The organism is Billgrantia bachuensis (genome assembly GCF_011742165.1).
GTDB classification, from domain to species: domain Bacteria; phylum Pseudomonadota; class Gammaproteobacteria; order Pseudomonadales; family Halomonadaceae; genus Halomonas; species Halomonas bachuensis.
Window position 1 is genome coordinate 19,376 of record NZ_JAAQTO010000051.1, and the last position, 18,980, is coordinate 38,355.

The window sequence follows — 18,980 nt, forward strand, 5'->3', positions numbered from 1 at the left end:
AGGAGGTGAGTTGATATGAGTTTGAATCCGAGAGACATCGTGGTGGTCGATGGCGTTCGTACCGCCATGGCCAAGGCCAAGAACGGTGCCTTCCGCAACGTGCGCGCAGAGAACCTCTCAGCCGCGGTGATGCAGGCGCTGTTCGATCGCAACGCGGGCCTCGACCCGGCGGAAGTCGACGACGTTATCTGGGGCTGCGTCAACCAGACCCTCGAGCAAGCGATGAATATCGCCCGCAACGCGGCCATCATGACCGGCATTCCACGCACGGTGCCGGCACAGACGGTCAATCGCCTGTGCGGCTCTTCCATGACTGCGCTGCATATTGCCGCGGCCAACATCAAGGCCGGCATGGGCGACTTCTACGTCATCGGCGGTGTGGAACACATGGAGCACGTGCCCATGGCCCATGGCGTCGACGTCAATCCGGCGGCGAGCAAGTATGCCGCCAAAGCGGCCATGATGATGGGGCTGACTGCGGAGCTGCTGGGCAAGATGCACGGCGTGACCCGCGAGGAGCAGGACAAGTTCGGCGTACGTTCGCACCAGCGTGCCTACGCGGCCAACCAGCAGGGTTACTTCGACAACGAGATCGTAGGCGTCGAAGGGCATGACGAACGCGGATTCCGCACACTGTTCAAGCACGACGAGGTAGTGCGCATCGATGCCAGTCTCGAGGAGATGGCCAAGCTCAAGCCGGTCTTCGATCCACGCAGCGGCACGGTATCAGCGGGTACTTCTTCGGCGCTTTCCGTGGGTGCCTCGGCGATGGCCGTGATGAGCTACGAACGTGCCCAGGCGCTGGGTCTCGAACCCATCGCCAGGGTGCTCTCTACCGGCGTGGCGGGCTGCGATGCCTCGATCATGGGCTACGGCCCGGTGCCAGCCTCCAAGAAGGCGCTCAAGGCTGCCGGTCTGTCGTCCGAGGACATCCAGACCGTCGAGCTCAACGAGGCCTTTGCCGCCCAGGCGATCCCGGTACTCAAGGACCTCGGTTTCCTCGACGCCATGGACGAGAAGGTCAACCTCAATGGTGGCGCCATCGCTCTGGGCCATCCGCTGGGCTGCTCCGGCGCACGTATCTGCACCACGCTGCTCAACGTGATGCGTCAGCAGGATACTACCTTGGGGCTCGCCACCATGTGTATCGGCATGGGGCAGGGGGTGGCTACTGTCTTCGAGCGGCTCAACTAAGCGCCTTCGGTAGCGATACCAGCGGCACCTTACGGGGTGCCGCTTTTTATTCTTACAGCACACCCGCTTCGAGCCCTGCTGCCAGGTAGAGGCCTAGCTCCTCCACATGATCTACGAAACTATCCTGCCACTCCCCGCGCAGCACTAGCGGCTCCTGTGCCCAGCGCCAGCACAGCCCCGAGACGATGCTTTCCACCGCCCGGCGCGTTCCGGTGCCATCGTGCCCCGCTCGTATGTAGAGCGCGCAGGGAAGGCCCTGTTTCTCTTCCAGAACGGCGTAGTAGCTGCGGTCGAAGAAATCCTTCAGGGCCCCGCTCATGTAGCCCAGGTTTTCGGTGGTGCCCAGCAGGATGGCGTCGCAACGGCGAATATCCCTGGGGCCGGCGTCGAGCGGTGGTTTTACCACTACCTCGACAGCATCGATATCGGGGTGGCGTGCGCCGCATTCGGCGGCGTCGCGCAGGCGTCGAGTATTGGGTGACGGGGCATGCGCCACGATCAGCAGTCGTTTCATGTTTGACAGTCTAACGGCTTTTTCCGACGCTGTTTCGGCACCTTCGCGTTTCCTGCACACAGGAGGAGTTATCCCATGGCCTTCGCACTTTCGGACATGCACTTGGAGAGTTCTGCTTTCGAGGCGCATGACGCCATTCCCAGCCGATATACGGGAGAGGGCGATGACGTATCCCCGGCGCTGAGTTGGCGCGATGCTCCCGAGGGTACCAAGGGTTATGCCGTCATTTGCCATGACCCCGATGCGCCCCTCGTTCAGCACGGCAGCTATGGCTTCGTACACTGGCTGCTCTACAACCTGCCCGGCTCAACGACCTCCCTGGCCGAAGGCACCAGCGACGGTACGAGCGGCAAGAACGATTTCGGCAAGATCGGCTACGGGGGGCCGATGCCTCCCGAGGGCCACGGTGTACACCATTATTACTTCTGGGTGCTGGCGCTCGACAAGCCGACCGACCTTCCGGAGGGGTTGGGGCTCGAGGAGTTGCTCAAACAGCTCGAACCGCACCTGCTGGGCATGAACCGCCTGATCGGCACCTATCGTCGCGGTTGATGGAGCGACGTAACGTTCATGGCAGTCAGGGAGGATTGCGATGTTCGATTGGCTCTCCCAGCACGGGGACAACATCTCCGTGCTCACCGATATCGGCACTTTGCTCGTATGGGTGGTCTATGCCCAGCTGCTCTACTTCAGCTTTCGTCGTCAGCGTCGGCCACGCCTGCTGATCAACCGGGGCAGGAAGAAGGATATCGACGCCCTGTGCATCATCAGCAACATGAGTGCCGAGCCGGTATTCATTCAGCACGTCATCGCTGAACTGGAGACTTCGCGTGGCATCGTGTGTGTTGATGTGACCGATCGTACCGAGAGTTACAGCGGTGACGATGAGAGCCGTCGGGAATGCGGTTCGAGCTTGACGGCGGATTCGTCTCCCATCGTGCGCGATGGCTCACATCAAGGGCCGCTGGGGCCGGGCAATTTCGTGCATATCGACAGCTTCGGGGCATTGACCAAGCGCTTGGCGTATGACGGCGGATTCGAAATGGAGGGGATCCATCCGCGGAATGGTGTGGTATTTCGCTCACTGACCATTCGCATCATCTGTATCTACGGCTCGGAGGATCTACCGATCGGCGCCGAGCGGCGTTTCGAATTCATCGAGCAACAGCCAGAGTGTGGCCTGGTACCGGTGACCTGGGATACCAAGAGACTCTCCTCGCCCTGGCAGCGGCGTCGATTGTGCCGGGAAATTAGGCAGTTGAATGACAAGGATGAGCTGTCGTCGTTGCCACCTGAGGCGTGAGCATGCCAACGGGTCAGCTTTGCTTTTCCTGCGGCGATTACGATCACTTTGCTTGGCGCAATAGGCCGATACAAAGTCGTTTTGCATGCAAACCTTTCCACGTCTAGGGTGAAAAATCACCAGTCGGATGATTGGCGTTTCGCTTGGATTCAAGGAGGAGCATGCGATGAAACATGATGTGCAGGATCTGTTCCCTACGCGATTGGAACGCAAGCTTGGCATGTTCGAGCGTATCGACCCCGTGGTCTACCCCGAAGGAACGGGAGGACATGAGGGGCCGTTGAGCGAGGAGCAGGTACGTGAATACGAAGAGAAGGGTTTTCTCTCGTTCGAAGGCTTTTTCGACCGCGAAGAGATGCAAGCCTTCATTGAGGAGTTACGCGACTACGAAGAGGATGAAGACCTCAAGCTTTCGGAAGGCACCATACTCGAGCCGGGACGAGAGGAGATTCGTTCCATTTTCGGTATCCACGAGATTTCCGAACGCTTCAGCCGCTTGACCCGCGATCCGCGGCTTCTGGCCATGGTCGAGCAGCTGCTAGGCAAAGGTGTGTACATCCATCAGTCGCGCATCAATTACAAGCCCGGCTTCAAGGGCAAGGGCTTCGACTGGCACTCCGACTTCGAGACCTGGCACAGCGAGGATGGGATGCCGCGCATGCGCTCGCTGAGCTGTTCCATCGTGCTGACCGACAATGGCGAGTTCAACGGACCGTTGATGCTGATTCCCGGCTCGCACAAATATTTCGTTCCTTGTGTGGGACGCACGCCGACCGATAACTACAAGGAGTCCCTCAAGAGCCAGTATGTGGGCGTGCCCGACAATGCCAGCCTGCGCGAATTGATGCTCAAGGGGGATATCGAGGCGCCGAAGGGGCCTGCAGGCACCCTGGTCATGTTTGAATGCAACACCATGCATGGTTCCAATACCAACATGTCCTGCTGGCCACGCAGCAACCTCTTTTTCGTCTACAACAGTGTCGATAATGGCTTGATGAATCCCTTCTGCGGCAACCGCCCGCGTCCTGAGTTCCTGGCCAATCGCACGAACTGGAACCCGCTCGAACCGGTAGGTTAAGCGCTAAACGGCGATGTGTCGCGGATGCCCTTCCGTATCGCCATGTCATGCATCATAGGCGTCAGGCCCCCGAGAAACGGGGTCTGGCGTCTCAGCGATGCGCCTTTAGACGCAAACGGACGTAATCGGCCGTCCAGTTGCCATGGCTGTCGCACAGGCTGGGTGCCAGCAGCGCCAAGGCGTCATTCAGCACCGCCTCGCGAACTTCTTCGTCCAGTCCATGCAGGAAGGGGTTGGCAAAGGTGGCGAGCCAGCCGGTCATTCCCGTAGGCAAGCGGGTCGGACGCGGAATCAATTCGATGGTCTCGATCGTGAACCCGGCCGTTTCCAGGCAATCCCGATACTCTTCGGAAGTGGGAAAGAACCACGGGAAGCGGGCCTTGCCGCTGATGCCCCGCGCCTGAAGGGCTGCCAGCATGGCGGTGCAGATTGCCGCAACGTTGCCGTGGCCGCCGAATTCGGCGACGAACCGGCCACCCGGCTTCAGCGAGCGATGAATGCTGGCCACTACGGCTTCATGGTTGAGCATCCAGTGCAGAGCGGCATTGCTGAATACGGCATCGAATTCATGCTCGAAGGGCAGGTTATGAGCGTCCTGAACACGAGCGTCCAGTCCCCGCGCTCGGGCGGCCTCGACCATGTCGATGGCGGCATCCACACCGACGACGGTGGCGCCGGACTTCGCCAGCACCTCGGTCAGAGTGCCATCGCCGCAACCCAGGTCGAGAATGCGCTCGCCGGGGCGAGGGTCGAGCAGCCTGGCCACCGTATTACCCAGCTCGGCAACGAAATCGGCATTGTGGGCATAGGCGGCGGCATCCCAATGCTGGCCCGGGGCATTATGTGGGGCGTCGGTCATATCGGTGCTCCAGCAGGAGGAGGGTGACATTCCACGTCTCGTCAATATCAGAATACTCCAATCCGGGCTTTGCCACCCTTTGTTGGAGTTTCCGCAAGAGACGGCGGCTCATTCGTCTGCCGGCACTTCTCCGCGGGCTGCCAATTCCTGCGGTAGCAGGGCGGCATAGATCAAGGAGTGAACCGGTGTTGCTACGCCAATCGCTTGGCCCAGGCGCACCACGGCGCCGTTCTGCGACTCCAGCTCGGAAGGCTCGCCGGCCATGATGTTGCGCTGCATGGAGGAGGTGCTCTCGGCCGGCATGGCATCGATGAATTGCATGGCGCGAGTGACGGCGTCGAGGGGAAAGGCGACGCCATGTCCGCGGGCAACCTGGTCGATTTCCTCGAGCATGGCCTGGATCAGGGCTCGCGTCTCGGGTAGCTGGCGAGTGACTCCGATGGGGGCCCGACTGATGCTGCCGATGCCGCTCATGGCGCAAATGAAGAGGAACTTGCTCCACTGAGCGACGCGAATGTCGTCGGGAATCTCGGCGCTGATTCCATGCGCTTTGTCGAAAATGACCTTGAGCCGTGCCGTACGTGTGCTGCTGTGGTTGTCACACTCGCCGAAGCGAATGAACGGATCCACGCCGGCATGGCGTATCCGCCCTGGCGCTTCCCGCCAAGCCAGGATGCCGCAAAGGCCATCGAGTACCGGAGCGGCACCCAGCACTTCGGCCAGGATATCAGCGGCCTCGACGCCGTTCTCCAGGGGCAGCACCAGTGTATCGGGTCCAACTATGGGGCGGATCGATTCGGCCGCCTCGCGCACTTGCCATGCTTTGACGGCCACGATCACACAATCCACTTCCCCGATGCTGGCGGGATCGTCCGTGGCCTTGACCTGGGTCAACGTGACATCCCCCTTGATGCTGCTAACGCATAGCCCCTGACGCTGCATGGCGGCCAGGTGCTCGCCGCGGGCAATGAAAGTGACATCTTCACCGGCCTCGGCCAGGCGCGCACCGAAGTAGCCGCCTACACCACCGCTACCCATGATGGCGAACTTCATGGTTCCTCCTCTCGCTTCACTCTCGTTTCTCGGAGCATAGCGGCAAGATAGTATTCGTGTATGCCTCTTATACCCTGTCTGGGTTGCGATGTACCGAGGGTGGACGGCATGGCGACGAGGTGGGGATACCTCTCGCCCCGTGTCGCGTGGCCATCGATACGTACCGGGAGAACGTTGCCTACCTGCGATCTGAATCGTGCCTAGGGCTTCCAGGCGCTGTCCAAAGTAGGGTTTCAGGCTAATGGCCGGCGCATCCTGGCGACCCTGAACGTGGTAGACGATGCCGCCATCGTCGGCCTCAACCAGCTCGGCCTTACCGTGGATGCCGTCACTTCTCTCGGAAGAGAGCCATGCGGTCAGCGGGTGGCGTCATCGTGGGGCGATGACGGTACAACCCAGCGCGAAGTCGAGGCGGGAGGGCAGGGCCAGGACGAAGGCACCGCCTCGCTCAAGCCGTTGGACCTGCTGCGGATTCCAGGCCACGAAGCTGACCAGCATACCGTCCAGAAGTGCCCGGCGGGGAAGCGCGCCGGCCTCGCGAATGGCGTCGCGGCTGGCATGGGCGGGCTCCCCTGGAGCAAAAAGAGCGACCAGGAGCTGAGGAGTCTCGAAGTCGTCGGTAGCCTGACGAGCAGGAAGCAGGCCTATGAGCAGGCTCACGGCCACTGCCAGGGCAATAAAGCCAATGGCAAAGGTGTGACGATCCAGGGCTGAAGCGGGCATGCCTTAGCCTCCCGCTCCCAACATGGCGGCAGGCCTGGGGGCAGGTCGCTCGCGGATCGGCAGGTGGATTAGGCCTGCAGCGGCTCCAAGCGCGGCGGTGAGCCACCACACCAGTTGGTAGCTAGCGGTCAGTTCGAACAGCCGACCGCCCAGCCAGACGCCAAAGAACGACCCGACCTGGTGACTCAGGAAGATCAAACCGAACAGCGTGGCCATGAAGCGCGTGCCGAACATCAAGGCAACCAGCCCGGAGGTCAGCGGCACGGTGGAGAGCCACAGCAGACCCATCGCGGTTGCGAACAGCAGCACGCTGGCGTCGGTGATGGGAAAGCTCATGAAGAGCATGATGGCCACGGCGCGGGCGAAATAGATGAAGGAGAGTAGCCCGCGCTGGCTGAGGCGGGTGCTGAGCATGCCCGCGGCATAGGCGCCCAGCACGTTGGCCAGGCCGATGGCGCCGATGGCCCAGCCCGCAATCGCTGCGTCCACGCCCTGGTCGTTGAGATAGGGAGGCAGGTGGACGGTGATGAAGGCGAGCTGAAAACCGCACACCGAGAAGCCCAGCAGCAGGTAGACATAGCTGGGGTGACGCATTGCCAGGCACAGCGTTTGCCGCAACGTCAGCTCCGTGCCCTGCTCGACAGTGGCCGTTTGCGGTGTGCCTCGAACGCCAAATGCCAGGCCCAGGACCATCGCGACGCCGCCAGCCAGGAGCAGCGCGGCGGTCTGCCAGCCGTAGCCGGCAATGAAGGCCTGCCCCAGCGGGGCAAACAGGAACTGGCCGAGCGATCCGGCCGCCGTGCCCATCCCCAGTGCCCAGCCGCGATGCGAGGCAGGCATCAGCTTGCCCAATGCCCCCAGCACGGTGACGAAGGAGGCACCACCCATGCCGATCCCGACCAGGACACCGGCACTTAGCGTCAATGTCAGTGGCGAGGCGCTTACCGCCATCAATGCCAACCCGGCAGCGTAGCACGCCGCTCCCGTAACCAGCACCCGCACGGGGCCGTAGCGGTCGACCAGGGCGCCGGCGAAGGGTTGAGTCAGACCCCACATGAGATTTTGCAGAGCAATGGCAAAGGCAAAGGTTTCCCGCGTCCAGCCAAAGGTCTCGGTCACGGGGTCGGTAAACAGGCCGAAGATAGAGCGTACGCCGAAAGTGATGAGGGAAATGGCACAGGCGCAGCCGACCAGCACCAGTAGCGGCGGTGCCGAGAATCCCGAGGGAGGCGCAGCAGGGGAAGGGTTCATGGCGGTCTCTCCAATATGCGCGAGAACACATGACCGCATTGCAACCGAGTGCAGCGTACGGCTCAAACGAAACCTTTTCGCTACCGGTTGAAGGATATTCGTCGCCCTGGATGCGCCTGACCTCGACGACGCTACGCAGTAGGAATCTGCTGCAGCAACCAGTCGCGAAACAGCTCGATCATGGGCTCGCTTCGACGTCTCGGCGGTATCGCCAGCCAATAGCCGGTCTCGATTTCCACGGTGTCCCGCCATGGCTGGACGAGAAGGCCATGCTCGAGTTCGGTATCAACCAGTGGCCGCCGTCCCATGGCGATGCCGAAGCCGTTGGCGGCTGCTTCATAGGCCAGTTGCAACGTATCGACGAAGAACGCCTTGTTGGAAACAGGAAGGGGACGGCCGGTGGCATCCCACCAGCGCTGCCACTCCTCGTGCACCGTGCGCATGTGAATGTGGCAGACGCTGGAGGGATCGGCCCGTACCCGATCCACCAGCGAGGGCGCGCATACCGGTACCAGGCGCTCGTGGAACAGCAGGTCGCAGGCAAGCGCGGACCAATCGCCACGCCCCATGCGGATCGCCATGTCCATCTCGCCCGCTTCCAGCGACACCTGCTGCTGCGAGGTATCGAGCAAGACGGTGACGTCGGGGTGAAGGGTACGAAAATCGCCGAGCCGTGGCAGCAGCCAGCGGACGGCGAAGAAAGGGGGGGCGCTGATGGCCAAATGCCGCGGCTCATTGACGCCCAACAAAGTTTCGGTGCCCTCGGCAAGCAGCGACAGCGACTCGCGCACAGTCGCTGCATAGCGTTCGCCCTCGGCAGTCAGCCGCAGGCCCTGCGGGGTGCGCTGGAACAGCGCGATACCGAGCCAGTGCTCGAGCGCACGGATGCCGTGGCTCACCGCGCTTGGGGTCAACGCCAGCTCTTCGGCGGCCGCCTTGAGCTGACCGAGTCGTGCTGCGGCTTCGAAAAGGCGCAGCGTATTCAATGGGGGCAGTCGTCGTGGCATTTTATCTCTCGCCCGGATCGATATTTGTTCATACCATGAGAGCCCCGTGGCGACCATCCATGGCGCCAAGCAGTGCACGAGCGAGAGGAGTGGTGCCCAGGTGATGTCGAGAGTCCCGAAATCCATCCCGGTCTTGTTTATCATGATGCTGGCGGTCGGCTGTGCCGGCCGGTCGGCGCAGGTAACCGAGCGGGCCGCTTCCGAGACAGCTCGCAACGAGCCCGAGCAGGTCTTGTCGACCGAGCCTTCGCCCCCCCTAGTGGCCACCACGCGTCACGATCGCTTCTGGGTACCCCCGCTCTTCGCCTCGGAGGAGGACGAGGTCCACTATTACATCAGTCGCCTGGCCGACAGGCGCTTCATCGATGTCTATGGCGGTGAGGAACATCCCAGGGTCTGGTACATCGCGGCGGAGCGTCTGGGGCAGCTCGGCGAGCCTGCGGTCCCGATGCTGTTTGCGCTGCTCGATACTCATGACGAATACGAGCTGATGCTGGCGCTGTATGCGCTTCAGCTGGCCACTCAGGACCCGCGGTTGATGGCCCAGACCGGTGGCGATTATGTTCGCCTTGCTACGACGCTCGATAAGGGCGCCAACGCGGAGAACCGGACCATTGCACTGGAATGGTGGGAACGGCATGGGTGGCGTTGGCAGTAAGGCACGGCCAGCATGACAGAGAAAACATTCTGCAGTACGACTTTTCCAGCCTCGTCAGTGGCGCGAACCGGGCCGATCGGAGCCCTGTGCCGGTAGACAGGCGGGCAGGGCATCATGCAGCGAACGCGGCAGGATACCGAGGTCGGCGAACGTGCCCACGCCTTCGCCGACCGTATTGTCCTCGGTCATCATGATGACCTGGTCCCGAGTCAGCGGTGGTCCGGGTAACGGCGAAACCAGCAGGGCGGCAAGTTGCCACAGCGGGAACGGTACAGGCAGCAGCCTGCGCTCGCGCTCCAGATGGGCCATGATCAGCTCGAGTATCTCCCGGTAGCTCAAGATTTCCAGGCCGCCCAGCTCGAACAGCCGTCGCTCGGGTGGAGTGGCTCCCATCAGGCACACGATTGCCCTCGCCACATCCACCACATGCACCGGCTGCAGCTTCGTCTCGCCTTGGCCGAAGAGCGGGATGACGGGGAGCCGGGTCAAGTCCGCCAAGCGGCTGAGGAACGCGTCATCGGGACCGAACATGACGCTCGGCCGCAGGATGACCGCCTTAGGAAAGGCATCGATGACGGCCGACTCGCCGCGCCCTCGCGCCTTCACGTAGCGTGAGCGCGACGAGGTGTCGGCGCCGATGCCGGAGAGCTGGACAAAAGATGTGACGCCTTGTGTCCGGGCCAGGCGGGCCAGGCGTCCGGCCCCTTCTACATGCACCTGATCGAAGCTCAACCGGCGATGCTCGACGTAGAGGCTCACGGCGTTGACCGCTCCGCAAGCTCCTTCGAGGGCCCGGCTCACGTCGCTCTCGCTGCGGATGTCGATGCTCATCGGCTCCAGGGGGTCGCCGGGCTCGGCCCATTCGGGTAGTGCGGGCCGGCGCGCCGCGATGCGAACCGCATGGCCGGCGTCGAACAGTTCCTGCACCACGTGACGACCGAGAAAGCCAGTTCCGCCGAAGACGGTAATGGGGCCCTTCGCCATGTTGACTCCCTGGGGGCTCGCTGGTGCTGAGGTATCCGACGATAGCCGGGATTACTGGATCGGCAGGGGAAGTGGGCCGTTTTCCTTGATCGCGCGTATCGCAAAGCTGCTGTCCACGGTACTGACCATCTTCAACTGGCGGAATTGTCGCAGCCACTGCTCGAAGGCGCCCATATCGGCAATGATCACTTGAAGCAGATAGTCGAAGTGACCGGAAACGCTATGACATTGAACCACTTCCGGCATCTCTCGGACGCTCTCCTCGAATTCGTCCACCCGCTCCTGCTGGTGCTGGTCGAGACGTACCTGTACGAAGATCGTGATCGTCAGGCCGAGCCGGACCTTGTCCAGTTCGGCACGGTAGCGAGTGATCAGCCCGGCCTGCTCGAGCCGGCGAATACGACGAGCGCAAGGGGAGGGGGAGAGACTCACGAGTTCTGCCAGTTCGGCAGTGGTCAGACGGGCGTCCTGCTGAAGGGCTTCGAGCAGCATGCGGTCGATGCGGTCGAGTTTGAGATTGCGCATGGGGTGCCTCGTCAATGTGGCGTTCAGTGGTTCCTTGGCCGATGCCGCTAACCATTACTGCAAGTCTGGCGAATCCGGCCCGTACTCGCCAGTTTTCAAGCCAATGCGAGCTTGCGTCGAGTCGCTAGTTGCAGCGTGAGGCGCCGACAGCCGTGCGCTGCGAAGCGTTGAGAGCGACAAGGGTTACCTTGAGCGATCATGTATACACTGCAAAAAAACATAAGCTGCTTGCTTGGTTGGCATCTTTGACCAGGGACGGGGGAACGACATGACAGGCATGAGCAGTTTCCTGCGCGCTTGGCGTGACGCGGAACATCGATGGCAGTCTTGTCCACTCGTACTGCGCCATGCCAGCCAGGGCCTGGTGCTGGTGATGTTATTGGCGCTGGGTACTGCCCTCGTGCATGTCACCGGCGGTACCCAGTACGCCTATCCCTATCTGATGCTGATCCCCGTATTGCTGGCGGGTGCCTGGTACACCTGGTACGGGGCTTTGCTCGTTGCGCTTGCGGCTGGCCTGCTGATGGCGGCGATACCGCTCTCCGTGGCTACCGGCGAACCCCAGGCAACCCTGAACTGGGTGATTCGCCTCGGGCTGTACCTGATCATCGGTGGTTTTGCCGGGGGGTTGTTCGAGCGCCTGAGGCAGAGCTACCTCAGTGTCGAACTGGCATCGCGCACCGATCCGCGTGCCGGCCTTCCCAACGACATCGCACTGGAAGCGGACCTGGCACGCTGGCTGAAGCGTCCGCAACGCCAGGATAAGCGTGGCATCGGAGTGGTGCTGGTGCGCATCGAAGACATCGGCGAAATCATGGAGGCCTTGGGAGCGGATGCTTCGGATGAGCTGATGGTGGCGATCAGCCAGCGCCTGACCCGGCTGGGGCCCAATCTCCAGGGCAGTTATCGTGTCAGCGGCGCCGAGCTGGTCTTGCTGTTCTGGCCGGTAGAGTTCAAGGAGCTGGAGCACCTGGCGCATCGCATGGTGGAACTGGGAGAGGACAATCTGGTTGCGCTGGGAGTGCCGCTGCGTGTGCAACTGGTGCTGGGCAGTTCGCTGCAGGAGACGGGGGACGCAACCCCCGGCAGCCTGATTCGCGAAGCCAGAATCGCGATGCTGGCCGCTTCCGAGAAGCACCGTGCCCATTGTCATTTCCAACCCTCGTTTGCGCGCCGCAGCTTGCAGAACATCAGGCTCATCGCTCGCGTGCGACGGGGCCTGGCGCAGGGAGAATTCGAACTTCACTACCAGCCCAAGCTGCTTTTGGCAAGCGGTCGGGTCAGTGGCTTCGAGGGACTCATTCGCTGGCGTGACGAGAGAGGTACGTTGATAGCTCCCGGCATGTTCATGCCCAAGGTCGAGAACACGACTCTGATCGAACCGGTAACCCGCTTCGTCATGGGCGAGGCCTGCGACTTCGCGCGTCGGCACGGTGGCAGGGTCAGCATCAATTTCTCGGTGCGCAATCTGATGGACGATGAGCTGCTGGAGGAGCTCAACCGGCTCGTGGAAGAGGCGGGAATACACCCATCGCAGCTTGAGGTGGAGGTGACCGAGAGCGCTCTGGTGCATGACCTGTTTGCGGCCAAGCAGGCTCTGGAGCGTATCCGCAGCTATGGCATCCAGGTCAGCATCGATGACTTCGGCACCGGTTTTTCCTCCTTCGAGTATCTTCGCCACCTGCCTATCACTGGCCTCAAGATCGATCGAGCCTTCGTCGAGGGGCTGGAGAAGGACGAGCGTGCACGCAAGCTGATGGCCTGCCTGATCGAGGTGGGGCATGCGTTCGACCTAGAGGTGACAGCCGAAGGCGTCGAGACGCAGGGGCAACATCTCATCCTTCAGGAGTTGGGCTGTGACCAGGCCCAAGGTTTCCTCTATTCCAAGGCCCTGCCTGTCGATGAACTGCTGGCCTGGCACCACGAGCGTGAGCAGCTCCTGCGGCAGGACGACTCTCTTGCCACTCGGCAGCTGTACCGAAACGTACCACCCTGCTGACGCGGACTTCTTCTTTTCCTTTCTTCTTTCCTTCTTCTTATCGCAGCTGCGCTGAAGAGGCGCTTCCCGGGATGCGTCTCGATAGCAAAGCGAATGAGAATGATTGAAGTTATTGCTGTGAACGGCACCGAATGTGCCGTCATCTTGGTGCTTCGGCGCCACTATCCATGGTGAGGACTTCACATCGAATCCATACAGGACTAAAATGGTCCCCAATGGAGCGCAGGCCTCCGCCAAGTGTCCGTGACATTCAGGAGTCAGGCATGCTGAAGCTTTCCCGGCTGACAGACTACGCCGCCGTGATCCTGGCGCAGATCGCTCGGCATCCCGAGCAGCCCCATGCGGCGGCGGAGCTGGCCGAGACTGTGCAATTGCCGCATCCCACGGTCAGCAAGACCTTGAAGATGCTGGTCAAGGCGGGGCTGCTGGAGTCGCGTCGTGGCGCCCAGGGTGGCTACTCTCTGGCGCGGTCGGCATCGCGAATCACGGCCATCGATATCATCACCGCGATCGAAGGGCCGGTGGCGATGACCGAATGCAGTCATGCCGAGGGCGACTGTGACCTGCTGGCGACCTGTGGTGTCTCCGATAACTGGCAGCGCGTGTCGTTGGCAGTCCGCACCCTGCTCGACAGCGTGACCTTGGCCCACCTGGCCGACACCGCACCGATCAAGCTGCCGGTGCAGCTACCCATACAGAGCGTGAGCCTGGCTGTCGATACGGCTTGAGCCACCTAACCGGATTCATTACCCGAGGCGAGCTAGGCTCGCCGGCCAACCGCCCGGGAGGGGAAAGACCATGGCAAGTGAGGAAATGGAACAGCTTGTCCGCCGCGAGTACAAAGAAGGGTTCGTGACGGATATCGAGAGCGAGACGGTACCGCCGGGGCTCGATGAGAGCGTCATCGCCTTCATTTCCAATAAGAAGGGCGAGCCCGAATGGATGCTCGAGTGGCGTCTCAAGGCCTACCATCAGTGGCTCAAGATGACGTCGCCCTCATGGGCGCATCTGGACTATCCGCCGATCGACTACCAGGCGATCTCCTACTACAGTGCACCCAAGCGCCCCGAGGACCGTCCGCAGAGCCTCGACGAGGTCGACCCCAAGCTGCTCGAGACCTACGAGAAGCTGGGCATACCGCTGCATGAACGGGCCGCCCTGGCCGGCGTAGCAGTGGATGCAGTGTTCGACTCCGTGTCGGTGGCTACCACCTTCAAGGAGAAGCTGCACGAGGCCGGCGTAATCTTCTGCTCGATCTCCGAGGCGATTCGCGACTACCCGGAGCTGATCAAGCAATACTTGGGTACGGTGGTGCCGGTGGCAGACAACTACTTCGCCGCGCTCAACTCAGCGGTCTTCACCGACGGCTCGTTCGTGTTCGTGCCCAAGGGCGTGACCTGCCCGATGGAGCTCTCCACCTACTTCCGCATCAACGCCGCCAACACCGGCCAGTTCGAGCGCACCCTGATCATTTGCGAGGAGGGCGCCCAGGTTTCGTACCTGGAGGGCTGCACCGCGCCGATGCGCGACGAGAACCAGCTTCACGCCGCAGTGGTCGAGCTGGTGGCGCTGGATGATGCCTACATCAAGTACTCCACGGTGCAGAACTGGTATCCCGGCGACGAAGACGGCAAAGGTGGCATCTACAACTTCGTCACCAAGCGTGGCGACTGCCGTGGCGACCGTTCGCGTATCAGTTGGACCCAGGTCGAGACCGGCTCCGCCATCACCTGGAAGTACCCCTCCTGCGTGCTGCGCGGGAAGGACAGCATCGGCGAGTTCTATTCGGTGGCAGTGACCAACGGACGCCAGCAGGCCGATACCGGTACCAAGATGATTCACATCGGCGAAGGCACACGCTCCTATATCGTTTCCAAGGGCATCTCCGCCGGCCGCAGCAACCAGTCCTACCGGGGGCTGGTCAAGATCGGCCCACGGGCCAAGGGCGCGCGCAACTTCACCCAGTGCGACTCGCTGCTGATCGGCGACCAGTGCGGCGCGCACACCTTCCCGTACCAGGAGATCGGCAACAGCACCGCGACCATCGAGCACGAGGCGACCACCTCCAAGATCGGTGAGGACCAGCTGTTCTACTGCCAGAGCCGCGGTATTTCGGAGGAGGATGCGGTGAGCATGATCGTCAACGGCTTCTGCAAGGACGTGTTCCAGGAGTTGCCGATGGAGTTCGCGGTGGAGGCGGAAGCATTGCTGAACGTGACCCTCGAAGGCGCTGTTGGTTGAGGAAACGGTTGCGCGACGCCTGTACGGCGTTGAGCGCGGATTCGAGAATGCTTATTTACAGACGTAAACTCCGCTTCTCTCTTCCGCGCTCGCCTTGTCCAGACGCCGCTCGCTCGTTTCGCTGAGCGGTTGAATCAATTTTTACGGGTCGCAATGACGGCTCGCCAGAATCGAAAAGGTACTCAAGATGCTCGAAGTCAAGGATCTGTACGTCACGGTCGAAGGCAAGGAAATCCTCAAGGGTCTCAATCTGACCATCAACGCCGGGGAAGTGCACGCCATCATGGGCCCCAACGGGGCCGGCAAGTCGACCCTGTCGGCGGTGATCGCGGGCAAGGAGGGCTACGAGGTCACCGGTGGCACGATCACCTTCGAGGGTCAGGACGTGCTGGAAATGGAAATCGAGGAGCGTGCCCAGGCCGGGCTGCTGCTGGGCTTCCAGTATCCCGTGGAGATCCCGGGGGTCAAGAACATCTACCTGCTCAAGGCGGCGCTCAATGCCCAGCGCGAAGCGCGCGGCGAGGGCGAGATCCCCGCCCCGGAGTTCTTGAAACTGGTCAAGGAGAAGCTGGCACAGATGAAGATGGACGCCAGCTTTCTGCAACGTGCCGTCAACGAGGGTTTCTCCGGCGGCGAGAAGAAGCGCAACGAGATCCTGCAGATGCTGGTATTGCAGCCCAAGCTCGCCATGCTCGATGAAATCGACTCCGGACTGGATATCGACGCCATGCGCGTGGTGGCCGATGGGGTCAACAGTCTGCGTGCCGAGGATCGCGGCATCCTGTTGGTGACCCATTACCAGCGCCTGCTCGATTACATCGTACCCGACCGGGTCCATGTGCTGGTCGACGGCCGTATCGTCAAGAGCGGTGGCGCCGAACTGGCGCGCGAACTCGAAGCCCGCGGTTACGACTGGGTAGTGGAGGAAACTGCCGCATGAGCGATGTCGAACAGCAGTCAAGCGAGGTGAAGACCTTTCTCGACCGTCTCGTCGAGCGCAACGCAAGCCGTGCCGAATCGCAAGGGCCTGAGCCGACCTGGATCGCCGCGCGGCGCCAGGCGGGAGCTGCCCGCTTCGAGGCGCTCGGTTTCCCCACCCGTCGCCACGAGGCGTGGAAGTATACCGACGTGCGAGCCATCGCGCGCGGCGACTTCGCGCTGACCGATAGCGCCGACTTCTCGCCCGCGTCGGCGGCAGCGCTCACGCTGCCCATCGAGGCCTATCGTCTGACTTTCGTCGACGGCGTGTACTCGGCGGCGCTCTCCGATCTGAGCGATCTGCCGAGTGGGGTGGCGGTACTGCCGCTGTCCCAGGCGCTGGCCGAGAACCACGAGGCCGTCGGCGGCCCGCTGGGACGCCTGACCGGGGTCGAGTTCTCGCCCTTCTCGGCGCTCAACACCGCCTTCATGGAAGAGGGCGCCGTGGTGCGCCTGGCGCCGGGTAGCGTGGTGGAGAAGCCCATCGTGCTGCAGTTCCTGTCGCGGGCCAACGCCAAGCCGGTGATGAGCCATCCGCGCATCCTGGTCGAGGCCGGCGCACGCAGTCAGGCAACGCTGATCGAACACCACGTTGGTGAGAGCGAGGCGGCCAACTTCACCAATCTGGTGGCCGAGCTGCTGCTCGACCGGGGTGCCATCCTGACCCATTACAAGCTGCAGGAGGCACCGCTCGGCGACTTGCACGTGGCCAGCATCCACGTCGAGCAGGGCCGCGACAGCCGCTACACCTCGTTCAACCTGAACCTGGGCGGCGGCCTGGTGCGCAACGACTTGATCAGTGAACTCAACGGCGAGGGTGCCGAGGCCAACTTCTACGGGCTGTTCTACGGTCAGGGTCGTCAGCATATCGACAACCATACCCTGGCCAATCACAATGCCCCGCGCACCTTCTCCAATGAGAACTACAAGGGCATTCTCGACGACCGCGCCCGTGGAGTGTTCAACGGCAAGGTGGTGGTCAAGCGCGACAGCCAGAAGATCGAAGGTTTCCAGAGCAACGCCAACCTGCTGCTCTCCGACCGTGCCGAGATCGACGCCAAGCCGGAACTCGAGATCTACGCCGATGACGTCAAGTGCTCCCACGGCACCACCACGGGGCAGCTCGACGAAGAAGCCGTGTTCGCCCTGCGCACCCGAGGTATCGATGAGCAGACCGCTCGCGGCCTGCTGACCCTGGCTTTCGCCGGCGAGGTGATGGAGCAGGTGGGCCTGGATGCCATCGCCGAACGCGTGGAGCTGGCCGTGGCCGGCAAGCTGCCGGAGCGCTTCAACCTGGCCGGGCTGGTGGAAGCCGCCATGGCCCTGCACGACGAGTGAGCGAGGAGAGAGCGATGAACCACCTGGCCATCGAGCGCGCGCTCGACATCCCGGCCCTCGACGTGGCCGGGATTCGCGCCCAGTTTCCGATCCTCGAACGGCAGGTGCATGGGCGCCCGCTGATCTACCTGGACAATGCGGCAACCAGCCAGACGCCGCTGGCGGTAATCGATACCTTTCGCGATTACTACAGCCGTTACAACGCCAACATCCATCGCGGCCTGCATACCCTGGCCGACGAGGCAACGGCGGCCTATGAAGCGACGCGCGAGACGGTACGCGCCTTTCTGGGGGCGGCCGACCGGCGCGAGATCGTCTTTACCCGCGGCACCACCGAGGCGATCAACCTGGTGGCCAATAGCTGGGGACGCGCCAATCTGAAGGCGGGCGACGAAGTGCTGGTTTCGCTGCTGGAGCACCACTCGAACATCGTGCCTTGGCAGCTGCTGGCCAGCCAGCTCGGTATCGTGGTCAAGGTGATTCCGGTGGACGAACGCGGCGTGCTCGATCTCGACGCCTATCGTGCGCTCTTCACCGAGCGCACGAAGCTGGTGGCCGTGAATCACGTTTCCAACGCCTTCGGTACCGTCAACCCCGTGCGCGAGATGGCGACCGTCGCCCACGAGCGGGGCGCTCTGATCCTGATAGACGGTGCCCAGGCGGCTCCGCACCAGAAGATCGACGTGCGTGAGATAGATGCCGATTTCTATGCCTTTTCGGGGCACAAGGTCTATGGGCCCACCGGCGCCGGCGTGCTCTACGGCAGGGCCGAGCTGCTCGAGGCAATGCCGCCATGGCAGGGCGGTGGCGAGATGATCAAGAGCGTCTCGTTCGACGTGCCGACGACCTTCGCCGACGTTCCACACAAGTTCGAGGCGGGCACGCCGGCCGTCGCCGAGGTAATCGCGCTGGGTGTGGCGCTCGATTGGGTCGCCGACGTAGGAATCGAGCGCATCGGCGCCTGGGAGGCGACACTGCTCCAGCGGGCCACGGACGTCGTATCTCGAATCGACGGGCTACGTATCCTGGGCACGGCGCCGAACAAGGCCGGTGTGCTCTCCTTCGTCGTCGACGGCGCGCACTCCCAGGACATTGCGCTTCTGATCGACCAGCTCGGCGTGGCGATTCGTACCGGCAACCACTGCGCCCAGCCGCTGCTGGCGCACTTCGGCGTGACGGCTACCTGTCGCGCCTCGTTCGCCGTCTACAACACGCTGGAGGAGGTCGAGGCCTTCGCGGCAGCCCTGGAACGCGTCATCGGAATGGTGCGCTGAG

Annotated in this window: 19 protein-coding genes; 11 read left to right on the forward strand and 8 right to left on the reverse strand. The window is 62.4% G+C overall.

Features of this window, described 5'->3' with window-relative positions; all coding sequences use genetic code 11:
* The first annotated feature begins 15 nt into the window (after positions 1-15).
* The gene (gene fadA, locus HBJ55_RS18070; RefSeq protein WP_167118281.1) at positions 16-1,194 is read left to right on the forward strand and encodes an acetyl-CoA C-acyltransferase FadA; all 1,179 of its coding nucleotides are present in this window, start codon (positions 16-18) and stop codon (positions 1,192-1,194) included.
* 52 nt (positions 1,195-1,246) lie between these two features.
* Here fadA and HBJ55_RS18075 read toward each other — a convergent pair whose 3' ends face one another.
* On the reverse strand, positions 1,247-1,708 hold the full coding sequence (locus HBJ55_RS18075; protein WP_206022749.1) for a flavodoxin family protein: 462 nt from the start codon (positions 1,706-1,708) through the stop codon (positions 1,247-1,249).
* A 75-nt stretch (positions 1,709-1,783) separates the two neighbouring features.
* Here HBJ55_RS18075 and HBJ55_RS18080 point away from each other — a divergent pair, with 75 nt between their 5' ends.
* The 3 genes from HBJ55_RS18080 to thpD all read left to right on the forward strand — a co-directional run bounded on the left by HBJ55_RS18080 (position 1,784) and on the right by thpD (position 4,089).
* Positions 1,784-2,260 carry a YbhB/YbcL family Raf kinase inhibitor-like protein gene (locus HBJ55_RS18080; RefSeq protein WP_167118287.1) on the forward strand — a complete coding sequence of 159 codons (477 nt, stop codon included), beginning with the start codon at positions 1,784-1,786 and terminating at the stop codon, positions 2,258-2,260.
* A 40-nt stretch (positions 2,261-2,300) separates the two neighbouring features.
* A complete protein-coding gene (locus HBJ55_RS18085) occupies positions 2,301-3,011 on the forward strand; it encodes a hypothetical protein (RefSeq protein WP_167118289.1) in 711 nt (236 codons plus the stop codon).
* A gap of 166 nt (positions 3,012-3,177) precedes the next feature.
* Positions 3,178-4,089 (forward strand): ectoine hydroxylase, encoded by a 912-nt coding sequence (gene thpD, locus HBJ55_RS18090; RefSeq protein ID WP_167118292.1) that lies wholly within the window; start codon positions 3,178-3,180, stop codon positions 4,087-4,089.
* A gap of 91 nt (positions 4,090-4,180) precedes the next feature.
* Here thpD and HBJ55_RS18095 read toward each other — a convergent pair whose 3' ends face one another.
* From HBJ55_RS18095 to HBJ55_RS18120, 5 genes are all read right to left on the reverse strand, one after another.
* Complete coding sequence (locus tag HBJ55_RS18095; protein ID WP_167118295.1) at positions 4,181-4,948, reverse strand: class I SAM-dependent methyltransferase; 768 nt, start codon at positions 4,946-4,948, stop codon at positions 4,181-4,183.
* A gap of 108 nt (positions 4,949-5,056) precedes the next feature.
* Positions 5,057-6,001 (reverse strand): 2-dehydropantoate 2-reductase, encoded by a 945-nt coding sequence (locus HBJ55_RS18100; RefSeq protein ID WP_167118298.1) that lies wholly within the window; start codon positions 5,999-6,001, stop codon positions 5,057-5,059.
* Positions 6,002-6,370: 369 nt separating this feature from the next.
* On the reverse strand, positions 6,371-6,724 hold the full coding sequence (locus HBJ55_RS18110; RefSeq protein ID WP_167118237.1) for a hypothetical protein: 354 nt from the start codon (positions 6,722-6,724) through the stop codon (positions 6,371-6,373).
* Positions 6,725-6,727: 3 nt separating this feature from the next.
* Positions 6,728-7,975 (reverse strand): MFS transporter, encoded by a 1,248-nt coding sequence (locus tag HBJ55_RS18115; protein WP_167118301.1) that lies wholly within the window; start codon positions 7,973-7,975, stop codon positions 6,728-6,730.
* A 131-nt stretch (positions 7,976-8,106) separates the two neighbouring features.
* On the reverse strand, positions 8,107-8,982 hold the full coding sequence (locus HBJ55_RS18120) for a LysR substrate-binding domain-containing protein (RefSeq protein ID WP_167118303.1): 876 nt from the start codon (positions 8,980-8,982) through the stop codon (positions 8,107-8,109).
* A 46-nt stretch (positions 8,983-9,028) separates the two neighbouring features.
* Here HBJ55_RS18120 and HBJ55_RS18125 point away from each other — a divergent pair, with 46 nt between their 5' ends.
* Positions 9,029-9,640: a hypothetical protein gene (locus HBJ55_RS18125; RefSeq protein ID WP_338072045.1), complete on the forward strand. Its 612-nt coding sequence runs from the start codon at positions 9,029-9,031 to the stop codon at positions 9,638-9,640.
* Between the two features lie 54 nt (positions 9,641-9,694).
* On the opposite strand, the gene HBJ55_RS18130 is transcribed toward HBJ55_RS18125, so the two are convergent.
* Together HBJ55_RS18130 and HBJ55_RS18135 are read right to left on the reverse strand one after the other, a co-directional pair.
* A complete protein-coding gene (locus HBJ55_RS18130) occupies positions 9,695-10,624 on the reverse strand; it encodes a complex I NDUFA9 subunit family protein (RefSeq protein ID WP_167118306.1) in 930 nt (309 codons plus the stop codon).
* Positions 10,625-10,675: 51 nt separating this feature from the next.
* The gene (locus HBJ55_RS18135; RefSeq protein ID WP_167118309.1) at positions 10,676-11,149 is read right to left on the reverse strand and encodes an Lrp/AsnC family transcriptional regulator; all 474 of its coding nucleotides are present in this window, start codon (positions 11,147-11,149) and stop codon (positions 10,676-10,678) included.
* Between the two features lie 268 nt (positions 11,150-11,417).
* Between HBJ55_RS18135 and HBJ55_RS18140 the strand changes: the two genes are divergently transcribed.
* The 6 genes from HBJ55_RS18140 to HBJ55_RS18165 all read left to right on the forward strand — a co-directional run bounded on the left by HBJ55_RS18140 (position 11,418) and on the right by HBJ55_RS18165 (position 18,979).
* Entirely contained in the window at positions 11,418-13,148 is a 1,731-nt protein-coding gene (locus tag HBJ55_RS18140) for a putative bifunctional diguanylate cyclase/phosphodiesterase (RefSeq protein ID WP_167118313.1), read from the forward strand.
* 263 nt (positions 13,149-13,411) lie between these two features.
* Positions 13,412-13,876, forward strand: a complete 465-nt coding sequence (locus tag HBJ55_RS18145) for an SUF system Fe-S cluster assembly regulator (protein WP_167118315.1) — start codon at positions 13,412-13,414, stop codon at positions 13,874-13,876.
* Between the two features lie 70 nt (positions 13,877-13,946).
* Positions 13,947-15,389, forward strand: coding sequence for a Fe-S cluster assembly protein SufB (gene sufB / locus HBJ55_RS18150; RefSeq protein ID WP_167118318.1), 1,443 nt, complete (start codon positions 13,947-13,949; stop codon positions 15,387-15,389).
* A 187-nt stretch (positions 15,390-15,576) separates the two neighbouring features.
* Positions 15,577-16,329, forward strand: a complete 753-nt coding sequence (sufC, locus tag HBJ55_RS18155; RefSeq protein ID WP_167118321.1) for a Fe-S cluster assembly ATPase SufC — start codon at positions 15,577-15,579, stop codon at positions 16,327-16,329.
* Positions 16,326-17,705: a Fe-S cluster assembly protein SufD gene (gene sufD, locus HBJ55_RS18160; protein ID WP_167118324.1), complete on the forward strand. Its 1,380-nt coding sequence runs from the start codon at positions 16,326-16,328 to the stop codon at positions 17,703-17,705. The genes sufC and sufD overlap by 4 nt, the downstream gene beginning before the upstream one ends.
* Positions 17,706-17,719: 14 nt before the next feature.
* Positions 17,720-18,979, forward strand: a complete 1,260-nt coding sequence (locus tag HBJ55_RS18165) for an aminotransferase class V-fold PLP-dependent enzyme (protein ID WP_167118327.1) — start codon at positions 17,720-17,722, stop codon at positions 18,977-18,979.
* Position 18,980 lies beyond the last annotated feature (1 nt).

Bases quoted from the DNA above. Each gene is read 5' to 3' on its own strand.
- HBJ55_RS18165 (WP_167118327.1), top strand. From the start codon at position 17,720: ATGAACCACCTGGCCATCGAGCGCGCGCTCGACATCCCGGCCCTCGAC.
- HBJ55_RS18080 (WP_167118287.1), top strand. From the start codon at position 1,784: ATGGCCTTCGCACTTTCGGACATGCACTTGGAGAGTTCTGCTTTCGAG.
- sufD (WP_167118324.1), top strand. From the start codon at position 16,326: ATGAGCGATGTCGAACAGCAGTCAAGCGAGGTGAAGACCTTTCTCGAC.
- thpD (WP_167118292.1), top strand. From the start codon at position 3,178: ATGAAACATGATGTGCAGGATCTGTTCCCTACGCGATTGGAACGCAAG.
- HBJ55_RS18075 (WP_206022749.1), bottom strand. From the start codon at position 1,708: ATGAAACGACTGCTGATCGTGGCGCATGCCCCGTCACCCAATACTCGA.
- HBJ55_RS18135 (WP_167118309.1), bottom strand. From the start codon at position 11,149: ATGCGCAATCTCAAACTCGACCGCATCGACCGCATGCTGCTCGAAGCC.
- HBJ55_RS18095 (WP_167118295.1), bottom strand. From the start codon at position 4,948: ATGACCGACGCCCCACATAATGCCCCGGGCCAGCATTGGGATGCCGCC.
- HBJ55_RS18130 (WP_167118306.1), bottom strand. From the start codon at position 10,624: ATGGCGAAGGGCCCCATTACCGTCTTCGGCGGAACTGGCTTTCTCGGT.
- HBJ55_RS18085 (WP_167118289.1), top strand. From the start codon at position 2,301: ATGTTCGATTGGCTCTCCCAGCACGGGGACAACATCTCCGTGCTCACC.
- HBJ55_RS18100 (WP_167118298.1), bottom strand. From the start codon at position 6,001: ATGAAGTTCGCCATCATGGGTAGCGGTGGTGTAGGCGGCTACTTCGGT.
- HBJ55_RS18115 (WP_167118301.1), bottom strand. From the start codon at position 7,975: ATGAACCCTTCCCCTGCTGCGCCTCCCTCGGGATTCTCGGCACCGCCG.
- fadA (WP_167118281.1), top strand. From the start codon at position 16: ATGAGTTTGAATCCGAGAGACATCGTGGTGGTCGATGGCGTTCGTACC.
- HBJ55_RS18110 (WP_167118237.1), bottom strand. From the start codon at position 6,724: ATGCCCGCTTCAGCCCTGGATCGTCACACCTTTGCCATTGGCTTTATT.
- sufB (WP_167118318.1), top strand. From the start codon at position 13,947: ATGGCAAGTGAGGAAATGGAACAGCTTGTCCGCCGCGAGTACAAAGAA.
- HBJ55_RS18120 (WP_167118303.1), bottom strand. From the start codon at position 8,982: ATGCCACGACGACTGCCCCCATTGAATACGCTGCGCCTTTTCGAAGCC.
- HBJ55_RS18140 (WP_167118313.1), top strand. From the start codon at position 11,418: ATGACAGGCATGAGCAGTTTCCTGCGCGCTTGGCGTGACGCGGAACAT.
- HBJ55_RS18145 (WP_167118315.1), top strand. From the start codon at position 13,412: ATGCTGAAGCTTTCCCGGCTGACAGACTACGCCGCCGTGATCCTGGCG.
- sufC (WP_167118321.1), top strand. From the start codon at position 15,577: ATGCTCGAAGTCAAGGATCTGTACGTCACGGTCGAAGGCAAGGAAATC.